Below are 15,563 nucleotides of genomic sequence, written 5' to 3' on the forward strand. Positions count from 1 at the left end.
ATCGTTCAAATAAAGCGAAAATGCTTGCGTATTTGCCGCAAACAGGTATAATTACAATTGATGAATTTCATTTTAATAATGAAATTGGAGGTTACCATGTCACAATCTGTTACGATAAAAAGTAATAAATACGGAATTAATCTTGTCTTAGACCCGGAGATTGGGTTTGATGAGTTATTGAAGGATGTTGTCGAAAAGTTCAAAGCATCCAGTACATTTTTTAAAAATGCAAAACTGGCATTGTCCTTTGAAGGAAGAAAACTTTCGGAAGAGGAAGAACAGCAGATCATCTCAGCAATTGAAAGCAACACATCGATTGAAATCCTGTGTATCGTTGAAAATGGAACAAGACAGGAAGCTGTCATGAAAGAACAGGTCGAGGCGTTTTACGATGCCGTACAGCAGCAGTATGAGAATGCCGCAGCAGGAAACGGGCCGGAGCAGTTTTATCGTGGCACTTTAAGGTCGGGACAGGTGATTTCGAGTGAATCGAGTGTCACGATCATTGGCGATGTCAATCCGGGAGCCAAAATTATTTCCCAGGGAAACATTGTGATTCTTGGGGCATTAAAAGGTAACGCACAGGCAGGATGTATGGGGGATCGTAACTGTTTTATTTTTGCGCTGGATATGCAGCCGATTCAGATTCAGATTGGGGATCTGATCGCAAAGAGTCCGGACAAGCCGGAACCGAAACGTCGTACACTCCGTCGGTCAAAGACACCGGAAGTGGAAGCACAGATCGCCATTGCAAGAGATGGAAATATCTATATTGAGCCAATCACCAAAAATATATTAAATAACATTTAGGGACGTAGGAGGAATAAGTTTCATGAGCGAAGTAATCGTTATCACATCAGGAAAGGGTGGTGTAGGTAAGACCACAACCACAGCAAACATTGGTACAGGTCTTGCACAGTTAAACAAGAAAGTTGTAATGATTGATACCGATATCGGACTGCGTAACCTGGATGTGGTTATGGGTCTGGAAAATCGTATTGTATATAATCTGGTAGATGTTATAGAAGGAAAGTGCCGTATCCGTCAGGCTTTGATCAAGGATAAGAGATATCCGGAATTATGCCTGCTTCCTTCCGCACAGACCAGAGATAAGGATGCTGTCACACCGGAGCAGATGGTTGCGCTGATCAATGAGCTTCGCGAAGAGTTTGATTATATTTTATTGGACTGCCCGGCCGGTATCGAGCAGGGATTTAAGAATGCGGTAGCAGGTGCGGACCGTGCACTGGTTGTTACGACACCGGAAGTATCTGCGATCCGTGATGCGGATCGTATCGTAGGACTCCTTGAGGCAAACGAGATGAAACGGATCGATCTGATTGTAAACCGTCTGCGTGTGGATATGGTAAAACGCGGTGAGATGATGACGGTAGATGATGTAACCGATATTCTGGCAGTAAACCTGATCGGTGCCGTACCGGATGATGAGCAGATTGTTATTTCCACAAACCGTGGTGAGCCACTGGTTGGAACCAACTGTCTGGCAGGAAAGGCATATTCCAATATTTGCCACCGTATTATGGGAGAAGAAGTTCCATTCCTGAATCTGAATGAGAAGCAGGGAGTACTTGAGAAGCTGAAGGACATTTTTAAGAAGAATTAGAGGGGGTACTTATTGTGGGAATAATGGATTTATTTAAGAAGAAGACTTCCGGCAACGTTGCAAAGGACCGCCTGAAGCTGGTGCTGGTTTCTGACCGTGCCAACTGTTCTTCCGAGATGATGGAGATGATGAAGAATGACATTATTGAAGTGATCTCACGTTACATGGATATTGATGCGGAGGCGCTTGATGTAAAAATCACCGAGACAGAGTCCGATTCCAATAACGGAACGGTACCGGCACTTGTTGCTAATATTCCGATCCGTGATATGAAGCATCGTCCGGACCCAAGATAGAAATTATAGAGTACATAAGAAAATGCCCGGCAGGTTCCTACTGCCGGGCATTTTTAAAAAGCAGGTAACCAGGAGAATTTGAAATTGCATGACAAATCGTTAAAAGAGTTATGTGAGCAGTTATCCATATCAATTGCTACCGGTCGTAACTGGGTAAAACTTGGAAAGATAACTCCCCAATATATAAAAAACGGGGTGCCCTATTTTGATGAAAAGCATATTGCAATCATAGAAAATGAAATCCGGTCAGGAAAAAATGTGGCATTAAAAAGCCGCAGAAATAAAAAATATGTTTCCGGAAATGCGTTATATCGTTCTTATGTTTCCCAAAACTGCAAGAACCTTACCGTTTTGCAGAAACTGCTCTCCGAGATAACATGGGAACAAATTCTGCTGACCACGGATGTGATATCCTATTTTGTGGCAGACTGTGCGTTGCAGTTATTCGGGCAGAAACCATTGTTTTTCCAATATCTGCAGGGAAAAATTTCTATAGGGAAATATGACATCTTACTGGATGCATTGATTGGTGACAGACAAAGGGCAATGGATTTCTGTCAGAAATATCCGGCATTTTTTGCACATGAATACATCTGGGAGCCGGGAGAAGACATTCTGGGACTTATATATCTTTCCTGTAAAAATATGGGAAGCCGGAAAGCGCATGGTTCATACTATACACCCACAAAAGTTGTAAAAAAACTGATTTCCCATCTGGATATCGAACATATGGGAAAAGTGTTAGATCCGTGTTGCGGCACCGGAAATTTCCTGCTTCAGCTGCCGGAAAGTGTGGATCTGGCAGATATTTATGGCACGGATACCGATGCGGTGAGTATCCGTATCGCACGACTCAATATGGCTCTGAAATATCCGGACGCGGATGTTGAGGAGATCTGCGAACATATTACAGAGAAGAATTTTCTCACAGAATATGACAGAACAGGATTTGATACCATCATTGGAAATCCGCCGTGGGGCTATGCTTTTTCCAATGAAGACAAAGCAGTGTTAAAGGCCAGATATGCCACGGCTTCCGGAAGAAATACCGAGTCCTATGATGTTTTTATCGAACGGGCTCTGGAGATTCTTGTTCCGGATGGAACGCTGGCGTTTGTGCTGCCGGAAGCGGTCTTAAATGTAAAGGCACATATGCGTATCCGCACAATTCTGCTTCAGAGAAGTTCTGTAAAATCCCTTACGTTTCTGGGAGATATGTTTGACGGGGTACAGTGTCCCTGCATCCTGTTGCAGCTTATTGCGACCGGAAAGCCTTTGTCAACGGCAGGCATGATGATAGAAGACCGGACACGTACATATACCATTGCTATGGAGCGGACGGTAGTGCCGGAAAATTTCAGTTTTCGGATGACAGATGAAGAGTATCGTGTGCTGGAGAAAATAAAAAATTCCATTCCCGTCTGTTATCTGGCCGATCATGCAGATTTTGCACTTGGCATTGTTACCGGAAACAACAAAAAGTTTCTCTCCGCAGAGAAAACGCAACATTCGGAGATGGTACTGAAAGGTACAGATATTTGCAAATACCACATAAATCCGGCAAAACAGTATCTGCGGTTTGAACCGGAACAGTTTCAGCAGGTTGCACCTCTGGAGATATACCGGGCACCGGAAAAACTGTTGTACCGTTTTATTAGCAATCAGCTGGTGGTGGCTTATGATGACCGGCAGATGCTTTCTTTGAATAGCTGCAACATTGTGATCCCAAAGATCGAGGGAATGCAGATCAAATATATTCTGGCAATTTTAAATTCCAGTGTTTCTCAGTTTGTTTATCAGAAGGAATTCCATTCCATAAAAGTATTGCGGGCGCATATGGAGCATATTCCGATTCCGCGTGTTGGGAAAGCGATACAGAATGAAATTATAGCGATGACCGAGCCGCTGATTTGTGGAATGGGAAAAGAGGCAGCAGAGACTTGCCAGAAACGGCTGGATTGCAGAATCATGGATTTGTTCCGGTTATCCGCGGAGGAACAGTGGATCATCCGGCATGCTTTACATTAACCCATAAAGGACAGAAATGTACAAAAAGACAAAAATAAATACACTAAACCGAAATAAAGACAAATTAAAGGCATTAAACTATAAAATTGACACATAAACGACATTACAAAATTATTGCTGATTTATCAGACGATTTAATAATGAAAGCAGCTGTTTTTTGTCTTCGGTGTAAATTAACAGACCATTACTGGTGCGAACGATGGTAAGAATCTGTCCGGCAAAGAGATCACTCTGTTCGAATGTATGCAGCAGAAGTTCCTGCATATGGGAGGGTACGGACAGGAAAACGGTCTCTACCTGTTCCATTGGATGGAGGGAGACATTTGCATCTGCAAATAATTTCCCAAGGCATTGTTCCTGTTCCACTTGTGCAGCTGTCTTGTCCACAATAAAAAATCCATCGGCATCCTTCGGCATATGCAAAGACTGGACGGCGCGCTGCACCTGTTTGGTCAGGGCATCCGATGCCGGATACAGAGATTCAAAATAACTCATAAAATCGGTAGCTTTTCGAAAGTGCCGGTTTTTTCCGTTTTGGGTAAGTTCGGTCATGAGAATCCGGCGAATGATGCTTTCGCATGTCTCGCGAGAAGGATTTTTGCGCAGCTGGTTTTTCTGATTCAAAATGGGATCTCCTTTGTTACAGTTTCAGATTATCTTTACTATATACTATTTTCTTGACGAATTCCACAGGAAAAGGTAGAATACGAAGTGAAATACCACGTTAATTTTTATGGAGCGGAAAATGTCGACAAATACAAAAAAGAGTAAATCATCAGAAGAAACATTGGAAAAACTGCGCGCTTTCATTAATGAAAAAGGCGGCATCGTAAAAAAGGAAGAATTTGCGGCACTTGATGTGGATTACCGCAAGATTCTGGAATTTGTGGAAGCCGGGACACTGGTGCGGATAAAAAACGGTTATTATACCGACCGGATCGACCGCTTTTCCGAGGAAGAACTGATCGCACGGCTGTTTCCGGATGCGCGTCTGTGCATGGAAAGTGCACTCTATGCGTATGGATATATCCGGGAAAAGCCTTACGGATGGCACTTAGCGGTGGATAAAAATACATCCAAGTCGCGGTTTAAGATGGATTATCCGAAAGTAATCCCATACTATACAGAGCCGGACGCTTTGGAACTTGGTTCCACAACGATTGAGCAGAATGGACTGACGTTTCAGATTTATGATAAGGAACGGATGATCTGTGACTGCCTGAAATATGAGGCAAAGCTTGACCGGGCGATTTTCCGGGAGGCGATCCAGTCCTATATCCGGGACAATGATAAAGACATTTCCATGCTGATGGAATATGCCAGAGCGCGAAAAGTAACAGGAAAGGTACAGAGTCTGATCGGAGTGTGGCTGTAATGAAAGTCGGTGTATGTGAGGCAACAGAACTGAAAAAGAGAAGCGAAATGCTCTCCATTCCATTTGCGGATCTCCTGTGGGGATATGCGGTGGAAGATCTGATGCTGCGTGTCAGTACGTCTGCATACCGTGAATTTTTATGGCTGATGAGCCTGCCGCTTCTGGGAGAAGAAGCATACCGGCAGCGCGCCAAGAAGCGCATCCGCTTTTTTTATAAAGGAAGTGAGGAAGAACTCACGCCGGACAAACTGCAGCCCGGTCAGCGATTATCCATCGCAATGGGCGAACACATCAAAACAACACTTTTTGCAAAAGAAAATGCACAGAAAATCCATTGGGAAGGTACGGTAACGGCATTGAGCGGCGGAATCCGGCTTAGCATGATCGCCGGGTATTTTGATATGAAAGTTCCGCTAAATATTGAGATCTACAGTTTTGGTGCGGTCAGCCAGATTCCGGGAACAAGAGAAGAAGAACTGATTGCAGTGGGCGGAGGCAGAACAATTTCCTATCTGGTGTATTCGCCGGAGAGTGAACTGAGCTATGATCTGTTTGCGATCATGGACAAGCTGGAACTGATCGGCAGCATGGGAAGTTATTATGATGCATACCGGCTGCTCCGGACACAGCCGCTCAGCGGGCGTTATGTGCTGGAGGAACTGACGGTGCTTACCGCTGCATCCCCGAAGATGCGAAAAGAGCAGAGATTAAAGCAGCTGGACGGATACCGGGCTTACACATATATGCGCAAGCGCTGGGAAAAGTATCTGCGTAACCATGGGCTGGCAGAGGTTCCCTGGGAAGACGCAATCGATCTGATTCTGGTGTTTGTGTCCCCGATCTGGGAGAGTCTTTGCCGCAATGAGATCTTTTTTGATGACTGGATGCCGGAACTTGGCCGGTTCTTAGGATAGTGGAGGAAATATGCTGGAACAAAAACTGAATGAACTGGAACAATCGGACATCTATCCGTTTCATATGCCAGGGCATAAACGTGCATTCCTGCCTTTTGCCAATCCCTATGCCATTGATATTACGGAAATTGAAGGATTTGATAATCTTCACCATGCAACTGGAATCCTGCAGGAGGCGCAGCAGAAAGCGGCAGATCTGTATGGTGCACAAAAAACGTATTATCTGGTAAACGGAAGCACCTGCGGGCTTCTTGCGGCGATCAGCGCAGCAGTTCCGAGGGGTGGAAAAATCCTTGTGGCGAGAAACTGTCACAAAGCGGTATATCACGCGATGTATCTGCGGCAGCTGGTTCCTGTTTATCTGTATCCGGAAGATACCGCCTACGGCATCCAGGGGCAGGTAACACCACAGATGGTGCAAAAGCAGCTAAAACAGACACCGGATATCCGGGCCGTTGTCATTACTTCCCCGACATATGACGGGGTCGTATCGGATATCAAAAACATTGCGGATATCGTGCATGCATATGGGATTCCGCTGATCGTGGATGAAGCGCATGGAGCACATTTCGGGTTTTCCCCGGAGTTTCCGGAAAATGCCACAAGGCTTGGCGCGGATGCCGTGATTATGAGTGTACACAAAACACTTCCCGCATTTACACAGACCGCATTGCTGCATCTGTGTTCCGACCGGATCGCGGAGAAAAAGGTCGCACAATTTCTGGGGATTTATGAGACAAGTTCTCCGTCATACCTTCTGATGGCGGGGATTGAAAAAAGTCTGCAGATCATAGAAAAAGACCGGGAAATGCTGTTTGCTGCATACAGCAGAAGGCTTGCAGAGTTTCGGGATAAGGCCAAAAATCTGAAAACACTGCAGGTATTACAGCCCTCCGATTTTTCAAAACAGGAGGCGTTCTCATTTGATCCGGGAAAACTTCTGATTCTGACCGGAAACAGCATGAGCGGACAGGCCCTTCAGGAAATATTGTTACGGGAATATGGTCTGCAGATGGAGATGGCAAGCGGAAACTATGTAGTTGCCATGACTTCCATTATGGATACGGACGAAGGGTTTGCGCGGCTTTCGGATGCACTGGAATGTATTGACGGAACGGTCCGTAAGAAGGAAGAGACCGGAGTGATTTCACCGCGGGAGATCTATCGGGAACAAAAAACCGTCATGACGATTGATCAGGCACTGGACGCAGAACAAAAAACGGTCCGGCTGGAGGAAGCCACAGGAGCGGTGAGCGGGGATTATGTGTATCTGTATCCACCCGGAATTCCGATTCTTGTGCCTGGCGAAGCGATTGACGTGCAGACCGCAGAAACGATCCGGCATTGTATCCGGCTGGGCCTTGAGGTAGAGGGACTGCCGGATTTGACGTGTATAAACGTTGTGAAATGACGGCAAATATATTATACTAGAGGAAAGAGATCAATGGGCAAAATTTATTGTGTCATGGGAAAGAGTTCTTCCGGAAAAGACAGTATCTACAGCCGGATTATGCAGCAGGGGAATCCTGCACTTTTACGCATTGTACCGTATACCACCCGCCCCCGCAGGGAGGGAGAGACGGATGGACGGGAATATGTGTTTACGGATGAGGCACATGTACAGCAGCTGGAAAGCGCAGGCAAGGTGATCGAGCTGCGGGCATATCACACGGTCTATGGGATCTGGAAATATTTTACGGTAGATGATGGAAGAATTGACCTGTCGGCGCACAGTTATCTGTATATTGTGACACTGGAAGGGTATCAGAAAATACAAAGATACTTTGGAAGCTCACAGGTAGTGCCGATTTATATAGAAGTGGAGGATGGCGAGCGGCTGCTTCGGGCGATTGCCAGGGAGCGGCAGCAGAAAACTCCGCAGTATGAGGAAATGTGCCGGAGATTTCTTGCGGATGCAGCCGATTTTTCCGAGGAAAAACTGACAGAGGCAGGCATCACACGACGGTTTATAAATAAGGATATGGAAGGAACCATCCGGGAGATCACGGAATATATCCGGCGGGATATGTCCGGGATGGAGAAACAGGATAAGAGGATTTCTATATGGCGATAAAAGTAAACGATATATCCGCGGTCAATCAGGTACCGGAGGCCACAAAAACAGTAGAAGGCGACGGCTCGTTCAAGTTTACACTTGCAAGTGCGATCACAGATGCGGATCTGCAGGCAAAAGTGGATGAACTGCTCAGTGATATTACGGCGCAGGGAAACCGTCTTGCGGAGCACATGGACATCCGGGATATGAAAAAGTACCGTGGACTGATAAAAGACTTTCTGAATGAAGTAGTTTACCGTTCCCACCGGTTTTCAAGGGAAAATTTTCTTGACCGCAGGGGACGCCACCGGGTATATGGCATTATCCGCCTGATCGATAAGAATCTGGATGAACTGGCAGGCGAACTGGTGGCAGACGAAAAGGATCATATTTCGATTCTGGACCGTATTGGGGAAATTAAAGGACTTTTGCTTGATATTTTGACCTAGACAGATACAAGGAGGGGATGGCTATGGCAGGATTTTCAGACATCATTGGACATGAACAGATCATCGGGCATTTGAAGAATGCAATTGCCCTCGACAAAGTCAGCCATGCATATATTTTTAACGGACCAAAGCTTTCCGGAAAAATGATGCTTGCAGAGGCTTTTGCCATGGCACTGCAATGTGAGGGAGAAGGGACAAGACCATGCCTTTTATGCCGCTCCTGCAAACAGGCGGTGGATCATAATCAGCCCGATATCATCTATGTATCCCACGAAAAGCCGAATACCATCGGGGTGGACGATATCCGTACCCAGATCAATAACGATATTGTGATAAAACCATACAGCAGCCGCTACAAAGTGTATATTGTGGATGAGGCGGAAAAAATGAACCAGCAGGCACAGAATGCATTGCTGAAAACAATCGAGGAACCGCCGGCATATGCGGTCATCCTGCTTCTGACCACAAATGCGGACAGTTTTCTGCCAACGATTTTATCGCGCTGCATTACACTGAATCTCAAAGTGGTAAAAGAAGATGTGATCAAATCTTACCTGATGAAAACGTATCACATTCCGGATTACCAGGCAGATGTCTGTGCCGCATTTTCCCAGGGAAATGTAGGGAAAGCCATTCAGCTGGCATCTTCCGAAGAATTTGGGGAACTGAAAGCATCGGTGCTGCAGCTGATGAAGCGTCTGGAAGATATTGATCTGTATGAAATGACAGCAGCAGTAAAGCAGATTGCAGAGTATAAGCTGACGGTCAATGATTATTTTGACCTCATGATGATCTGGTTCCGCGATGTACTTTACATGAAAGCAACCAATGATGTAAACGGACTCATTTTTAAGGATGAGGTTTATGACATAAAAAAACAGGCAGCAAAGCGGTCGTATCAGGGAATTGAGACGATCATCCGTGCACTCGAGACAGCGAAAGTCCGGATTTCGGCAAATGTAAATTTCGATCTTGTGATTGAGCTGCTGTTACTGACAATTAAGGAGAATTAATATGATAAAAGTGGTAGGAATCCGTTTTCAGCGTGCGGGAAAGATTTATTATTTTGACCCGCTGGACTATGATCTGGAGACGGCGATGCACGTCATCGTGGAAACGGCACGTGGCATAGAGATGGGAACAGTGTTGATCCCACCCAAAGAGGTGGATGACGATAAGGTTGTCCAGCCTTTGAAACCGGTGATCCGTATTGCGACAGACGATGACGAAAAAGTTATAGAAAAAAATAAAGAAAAAGAAGCGGAAGCCTACGTGATCTGCAAGGAAAAAATTGCAAAGCACGGGCTGGATATGAAACTGGTTGCAGCGGAATATACATTTGACAACAATAAGCTTTTGTTCTACTTTACGGCAGACGGACGAATTGATTTCCGTGAGCTGGTCAAGGATCTGGCTTCGGTGTTCCGCACCCGTATCGAATTGCGGCAGATTGGTGTGCGCGATGAGACAAAGATGCTTGGCGGTATCGGAATCTGTGGGAGGGAACTGTGCTGCAGATCTTATCTGACCGATTTTGTACCGGTATCCATCAAGATGGCAAAGGAACAGAATCTGTCCTTAAATCCGACAAAAATTTCGGGTGTATGCGGCAGACTCATGTGTTGTCTGAAGAACGAGCAGGAAACATACGAATACTTAAACAGCCGTCTGCCGTCGGTGGGAGATTCGGTAATCACACCGACCGGAATGCATGGAGAAGTGTCCGGTGTTAATGTACTGCGTCAGCTGGTTAAGGTTGTTGTGGATAACGGAGAAGAAAAAGAACTGCAGGAATATGCAGTAGATGATCTGAAGTTTACACCGCGGCGCCGCAGGGATGTCCGTGTAACGGATGAGGAAATGAAAGAGCTGGAAGGGCTTGAGGATAACGGAAGCACGGAGGAAGAAAACGAACGTCCGCAGCGGGAGAACCGCAGGGAAAACAACCGTGGCAAATACCGCAGAGAGCAAAACGATGCGTCACCGGAGACGGATGTCGGAAGCGAAAGCCGTGAGAATCGTGAGAAAAACGATAGCGGCGAGAAACGCGAGTATCGTGACCGCAGTAACTATCGCGGCAAAAAGCGCGAATACCGAGACCGGAATGACAACGGTGAGAAACGCGAGTACCGGGAACGCAGCAATTACCGTGGCAGAAACTATAATCGTGACCGCAGAGAGAATGCCGACCGTGAAAATAGTGGCGAGGGCGGAGAAAAACGCGAATACCGCGGAGAGCGGAATTTCCGGCGGCATCGAAACTACGACAGAAAGAATTATCAGGGTGGAAACAACGAACGTGGAGAACAAAAACGAGGTGACAATCCACAGTCATGAACGACTGGATGAACTTCATAGAAACGGATACTGGATCATTCAGGATCCGGGACGGTTCTGTTTTGGCATGGATGCAGTGCTGCTGTCCGGCTTTGCAAAAGTAAAGCCCGGGGAACGGGCACTGGATCTGGGTACCGGAACCGGGATCATACCAATTCTGCTGGAGGCAAAGACCAAAGGGGAACATTTTACCGGGCTGGAAATTCAGCCGGAGAGTGCAGATATGGCGGCGCGAAGCGTCGCCTACAATCATCTGGAAGAGAAAATTACGATTGTGACCGGAGATATCAAGGAGGCTTCTGCGCGTTTCGGAGCCGGATCGTTTGAAGTAATCACAACGAATCCGCCGTATATGATCGGGCAGCATGGAATCCAGAATGATGCCAATGCCAAGACGATTGCAAGGCATGAGGTTCTCTGCGATCTGGATGATATCCTGCGTGAAAGCGCAAAGATGTTAAAGCAGGGCGGACGATTTTACATGGTACACAGACCCTTCCGCCTTGCGGAAATTTTCAGTAAGATGGTGGCATATCATATCGAGCCGAAGCGCATGCGGCTGGTCTATCCGTTTGTGGATAAGGAGCCGAATATGGTGCTGATAGAGGGGCTGCGGGGCGGCAAATCCCGTCTGACGGTGGAAAAACCACTCATTGTATACAAAGAGCCGGGGGTATATATGCCGGAGATTTATGATATTTACGGATATTAGGAAGGAGTGCGTGGTATGGGAATTTATCTGAATCCATCTGCGGATGGATTTGCATCCATTATGAAAACCGGAGATTATGTGGATAAAACCGGATTGATTACCTATATGAATGCGGTATTAAACTCTTCCAGAAATATGCTGTGTTCAAGCAGACCACGAAGATTTGGAAAATCTTATGCTGCACAGATGCTTTCCGCATTTTATTCTAAGGGAGCAGATGCGGGGGAACTGTTTGCACATTTGCGCGTAGCCAATCCGCCGGAGGAGACAAAGGAGAAAGAGAAAGAGTGGTACAATAAATATCGTAATAATTGTGACGTCCTGTTTTGGGATATGGCGTGGTTTATTTCCAATGCACAGAATATAGAGGATACAATTTTGAATCTGCAGCGTGACATTGGAAAGGAATTACGGGAAGCCTTTCCGGATTGTGTGACAGAGGAAGTCGTTTCTTTGCCGGAAATATTACTTACAATCAGTGTAAAAACCGGGCATAAATTTTTGATTATTATTGACGAGTGGGATGCGTTGTTCCGTGAAGCGCCGGAAAATACAGAACTGCAAAAGACATATATTCAGTTGTTGCGCGCATTGTTCAAGGGAATTCAGGTTTCCCGTTTTTTGTGTGGAGCTTATATGACGGGAATTTTACCGATCAAAAAATATGGAACGCAGTCGGCCCTTACCGATTTTACCGAATTTACGATGCTTGAGCCGGGACCGCTGGCACCCTATGTTGGTTTTACAGAGGATGAGGTAAAAAAGCTGTGTACCGGTCATCACATGGATTATGAGGAAATGCGCAGATGGTACGATGGGTATTATTTTGATGAGATCGGGCATGTGTATAATCCAAATTCGGTGATAAAGGCAGTTTTTTGCGGAAAATACAGTAATTACTGGACACAGACAGAAACTTATGAATCACTGCGAATTTATATAGATTTAAATTTTGATGGTCTGAAGGAATGTCTGGTCGATATGCTTGGAGGAAAGCGTTGCCGGGTCGATATCGGGTCGTTTCAGAATGACATGACTTCCATGAAAAGCCGGGATGATGTACTTACTTTACTGGTGCATCTGGGATATCTGGGATATGATGCAGACAATAAAGAGGTGTATATTCCAAACGAAGAAATCAGGGAAGAGTTTATTCGTGCAATCAAAAACGGCAGACGTCAGGAACTGGTGAAAGCAATTCAGCTGTCAGATCATTTGTTGAAGGCAACAATAAACCTGCATTACTGATCGAGTTGAAATGGGACAAATCTGCAGAAAAAGCGATTACACAGATCAAAGAAAAGAATTATACGCAGTTGGTGAAAAAATTGGGATATGATGGGGAGGTTCTTCTGGTTGGAATCAATTATAGCACCAAGACAAAGAAACATTCCTGTGTGATTAAAAATTTTAGATAATTATGTAGAGAAACCGTGGTACATATCAGGATGCATCACGGTTTTCTTTTTACTGTAAAGTTCCGTTTTTGGTACAGGAAATGGAAACAGTACGCGTAGTTGAAGTGATTTCGGAATTGGAAAGGATATGGGAGCCTGTTGCAGAAGCATATCCGGTATTCCCGGATTTCCAACTCGATTTATTGGTAACTTTCCATGCCGAAGAATTACTTTCTGCGGTAACATCAGCGCTTGTGCAGGAAGAAGTGCTTCCGTTATAGGTAAAAAAAGCATGTACCGTCACATACCATAAAGTAGTGCCGGAAGAATTTACATAACGTTGTGTTTTACTTCCACTTTTGGTCTGGGTAGCTGAAAAAGGCTGAATTCCAGAACCTGACGTTTCAACAATTTCTGTCACACAGTAGAGATCATCGGAAATGGCTTCTTTTGTAACTGTGACGGTTTGAGCCTAAAGAGACTGACTGGGTATTGTGGCACATATAAGTGCAGAAGAAAGTAATAAAGCAGAAATAAATTTACCTGATTTTATCATTGAGGGTCCTCCTTTAATATAGTTACTTCTTTTTGTATAAAAGTATCTAATTCCTTTTTGTGTTGTACATTTATGTTGTAGATATATATGGATGAGAATATCAAAACGAAAACGGTAATGATGATACAGATCGTTTTTATATTCCATGTAAAACACACATTTTTCTTTTGCTTATCAATAGATTGCTCCGAAAAATAATCGTTTACCAGTTCCTGTGGATCTCCAAACTGTGAGACAAGCTGTTCATAATCGAGAGAATCCTGTTGCGCTGCATAAGAAATGACAGCGTCTTTCAAATCAGAAATAAATCTTGCGTCTGTGGTATGGTAGTGTTTAAACTGCTTCTGCACAGCCTTTATATATTTATCCGTAATTTTATCCTTGGTCATTGTCTCCCCCTTCTTCCTCCTGTGTAACCGTATATTTCAATACCTGTTGGATCGCATTGGCAGTCGCGTAATAATCCTCCAAAAGTTGTTGAAGATGCGTGCGGCCACTGTCTTCCAGGTGATAATAAACATTCACCTGACGGCGTCCAACCTGTTTTTTGTAGTCTGAAATATATCCGGCATCTATTAATTTGTAGAGGGCGGGATACAAAGAACCAACTGGAATATTCAGGTATCCATCGGTCTGTTCCCGGATCAGGGTGGATATTTCATAACCATAATAGTCCTGCTGGCTAAGCAGATGCAAAATTAACAATTCGACGGAACCGCGCCGGAAGTTACTTTTGTTGTTCATAGGTTTCTCCTTATCTAATTAGATAAACGTATTATAAAACAAACAAGATAATAAAACAATGTATAGAAAAACTAAAATATAGTTGACATAGATAATTGAATATGCTAACGTGAAAACATAACAAGCAATGATGATATCTTGGAGGATGAATGGAAGAATATAGTGTATTAGATATTTTTTCTTATGTACCAAAGCAGAAAATTGACTTGGAACAGTTGGAAACTATATTTGTTAATGAAATTAACAATGTAAATGCAGCAACGAATGGTTATTACGTCGAAAAATATAAACAAATCCATGAGTTAGAGAAAAATATAAAAATAGCGGTTGAAGATTTACAGAATGAAGGAAAGAAGATTGCATTTATTAAGAAAGGGCGAAAGATAATAGCTGTGGTAGGATATAAGGTAGCATAAGGATCAAAAGGATGCAATATAAGATATTGAACGTTGGAGAACGATGATGAAAAATAAACATAAATTATTTATACTTGGACTATTATTAAGTTTATGTCTTTGTGGTTGTGGTAAAACAAGTGATCAAAAATCTGATTTTGAATATCAATTGTTAGACGGTTGGGTTGAAAATAAGGTGGATAATACTTTGTTTTTTACACCAAATGCATATAAGGTTGGCTCAGAGGCGACTTGTGCTAAATATATGATTTCAGCAGGATATATTCAAAAGTTCAACACATCAGATGATTGGGGAAAGATAAAAGATGGGAAGATACAACAGGTATATTTCAATAATCATTCAAATGTAGAAGATTATGGGCAAGTTGATGGACTGTGTGCTCCGGGATATTTAATTAAAGTAGATTATGATTTATATTCAGCTGCCGCGTTGGAAAAGGAAAAAAATAACGGAACAAATATTTTAGAAATTGATCAGACTGGGCAGTATTGGGTACTTTATTTAGTAAAGGAAAATAAAAAAACAGGATATATATTAGCGTTGAATACTCGGAACTATACAAAGGAAGATATGATTGAGTGGGCCAAAAGCTTCAAATTCTAAAATATTTAAGTACATATGATAATAAAGTGTCAGATGCATTTTTAGGTAATGTAGA

The 15,563-nt window shown here is 44.0% G+C and carries 19 protein-coding genes and 1 pseudogene; 16 read left to right on the plus strand and 4 right to left on the minus strand.

The annotated features are described in order from the left end of the window. The first annotated feature begins 96 nt into the window (after positions 1 to 96). The 4 genes from minC (at position 97) to M72_RS00105 (ending at position 3,948) form a co-directional block, all read left to right on the plus strand. Positions 97 to 810, plus strand: a complete 714-nt coding sequence (gene minC, locus M72_RS00090) for a septum site-determining protein MinC (protein WP_022045714.1) — start codon at positions 97 to 99, stop codon at positions 808 to 810. A 22-nt stretch (positions 811 to 832) separates the two neighbouring features. After that, a complete protein-coding gene (gene minD / locus M72_RS00095) occupies positions 833 to 1,624 on the plus strand; it encodes a septum site-determining protein MinD (protein ID WP_055066727.1) in 792 nt (263 codons plus the stop codon). A gap of 14 nt (positions 1,625 to 1,638) precedes the next feature. Further along, a complete protein-coding gene (gene minE, locus M72_RS00100) occupies positions 1,639 to 1,920 on the plus strand; it encodes a cell division topological specificity factor MinE (protein WP_022045712.1) in 282 nt (93 codons plus the stop codon). Between the two features lie 84 nt (positions 1,921 to 2,004). Beyond that, a complete protein-coding gene (locus tag M72_RS00105; RefSeq protein ID WP_055066728.1) occupies positions 2,005 to 3,948 on the plus strand; it encodes a TaqI-like C-terminal specificity domain-containing protein in 1,944 nt (647 codons plus the stop codon). A 111-nt stretch (positions 3,949 to 4,059) separates the two neighbouring features. Here M72_RS00105 and M72_RS00110 read toward each other — a convergent pair whose 3' ends face one another. Further along, entirely contained in the window at positions 4,060 to 4,572 is a 513-nt protein-coding gene (locus M72_RS00110; protein ID WP_055066729.1) for a hypothetical protein, read from the minus strand. Positions 4,573 to 4,693: 121 nt separating this feature from the next. On the opposite strand from M72_RS00110, the gene M72_RS00115 reads away from it, so the two are divergent. The 10 genes and pseudogenes from M72_RS00115 to M72_RS17435 all read left to right on the plus strand — a co-directional run bounded on the left by M72_RS00115 (position 4,694) and on the right by M72_RS17435 (position 13,209). Next, positions 4,694 to 5,323 carry a type IV toxin-antitoxin system AbiEi family antitoxin domain-containing protein gene (locus tag M72_RS00115; RefSeq protein WP_055066730.1) on the plus strand — a complete coding sequence of 210 codons (630 nt, stop codon included), beginning with the start codon at positions 4,694 to 4,696 and terminating at the stop codon, positions 5,321 to 5,323. Further along, on the plus strand, positions 5,314 to 6,237 hold the full coding sequence (locus M72_RS00120) for a hypothetical protein (protein ID WP_206541791.1): 924 nt from the start codon (positions 5,314 to 5,316) through the stop codon (positions 6,235 to 6,237). Before M72_RS00115 ends, M72_RS00120 begins: the two co-directional genes overlap by 10 nt. Positions 6,238 to 6,247: 10 nt before the next feature. Beyond that, positions 6,248 to 7,648, plus strand: coding sequence for an aminotransferase class I/II-fold pyridoxal phosphate-dependent enzyme (locus M72_RS00125; RefSeq protein WP_055066732.1), 1,401 nt, complete (start codon positions 6,248 to 6,250; stop codon positions 7,646 to 7,648). 33 nt (positions 7,649 to 7,681) lie between these two features. After that, a complete protein-coding gene (locus M72_RS00130) occupies positions 7,682 to 8,311 on the plus strand; it encodes a nucleoside/nucleotide kinase family protein (protein ID WP_055066733.1) in 630 nt (209 codons plus the stop codon). Next, complete coding sequence (locus tag M72_RS00135; protein ID WP_055066734.1) at positions 8,302 to 8,742, plus strand: YaaR family protein; 441 nt, start codon at positions 8,302 to 8,304, stop codon at positions 8,740 to 8,742. The genes M72_RS00130 and M72_RS00135 overlap by 10 nt, the downstream gene beginning before the upstream one ends. Before the next feature lie 23 nt (positions 8,743 to 8,765). Further along, entirely contained in the window at positions 8,766 to 9,755 is a 990-nt protein-coding gene (locus tag M72_RS00140) for a DNA polymerase III subunit (protein ID WP_055066735.1), read from the plus strand. A 1-nt stretch (position 9,756) separates the two neighbouring features. Beyond that, positions 9,757 to 10,626, plus strand: a pseudogene (locus M72_RS17775) (PSP1 domain-containing protein); the annotation flags it as partial. Positions 10,627 to 11,026: 400 nt separating this feature from the next. Next, on the plus strand, positions 11,027 to 11,791 hold the full coding sequence (locus tag M72_RS00150) for a tRNA1(Val) (adenine(37)-N6)-methyltransferase (RefSeq protein WP_055066737.1): 765 nt from the start codon (positions 11,027 to 11,029) through the stop codon (positions 11,789 to 11,791). Positions 11,792 to 11,806: 15 nt separating this feature from the next. Then, positions 11,807 to 13,039 carry an AAA family ATPase gene (locus tag M72_RS00155; RefSeq protein WP_055066738.1) on the plus strand — a complete coding sequence of 411 codons (1,233 nt, stop codon included), beginning with the start codon at positions 11,807 to 11,809 and terminating at the stop codon, positions 13,037 to 13,039. A 5-nt stretch (positions 13,040 to 13,044) separates the two neighbouring features. Continuing rightward, a complete protein-coding gene (locus M72_RS17435; protein WP_261291770.1) occupies positions 13,045 to 13,209 on the plus strand; it encodes a hypothetical protein in 165 nt (54 codons plus the stop codon). 49 nt (positions 13,210 to 13,258) lie between these two features. Here M72_RS17435 and M72_RS16985 read toward each other — a convergent pair whose 3' ends face one another. The 3 genes from M72_RS16985 to M72_RS00170 all read right to left on the minus strand — a co-directional run bounded on the left by M72_RS16985 (position 13,259) and on the right by M72_RS00170 (position 14,488). Further along, positions 13,259 to 13,609: a hypothetical protein gene (locus M72_RS16985; protein WP_055066739.1), complete on the minus strand. Its 351-nt coding sequence runs from the start codon at positions 13,607 to 13,609 to the stop codon at positions 13,259 to 13,261. A 131-nt stretch (positions 13,610 to 13,740) separates the two neighbouring features. Further along, positions 13,741 to 14,133 (minus strand): DUF6120 family protein, encoded by a 393-nt coding sequence (locus M72_RS00165; protein ID WP_055066740.1) that lies wholly within the window; start codon positions 14,131 to 14,133, stop codon positions 13,741 to 13,743. Continuing rightward, on the minus strand, positions 14,120 to 14,488 hold the full coding sequence (locus tag M72_RS00170) for a PadR family transcriptional regulator (protein WP_055066741.1): 369 nt from the start codon (positions 14,486 to 14,488) through the stop codon (positions 14,120 to 14,122). The genes M72_RS00165 and M72_RS00170 overlap by 14 nt, the downstream gene beginning before the upstream one ends. Positions 14,489 to 14,637: 149 nt before the next feature. On the opposite strand from M72_RS00170, the gene M72_RS00175 reads away from it, so the two are divergent. Next, positions 14,638 to 14,904: a hypothetical protein gene (locus M72_RS00175; protein WP_055066742.1), complete on the plus strand. Its 267-nt coding sequence runs from the start codon at positions 14,638 to 14,640 to the stop codon at positions 14,902 to 14,904. Positions 14,905 to 14,947: 43 nt separating this feature from the next. Beyond that, entirely contained in the window at positions 14,948 to 15,508 is a 561-nt protein-coding gene (locus M72_RS00180; RefSeq protein ID WP_141652670.1) for a hypothetical protein, read from the plus strand. Positions 15,509 to 15,563: the final 55 nt, after the last annotated feature.

This window comes from Roseburia faecis (genome assembly GCF_001406815.1).
Lineage (GTDB): Bacteria > Bacillota > Clostridia > Lachnospirales > Lachnospiraceae > Roseburia > Roseburia faecis.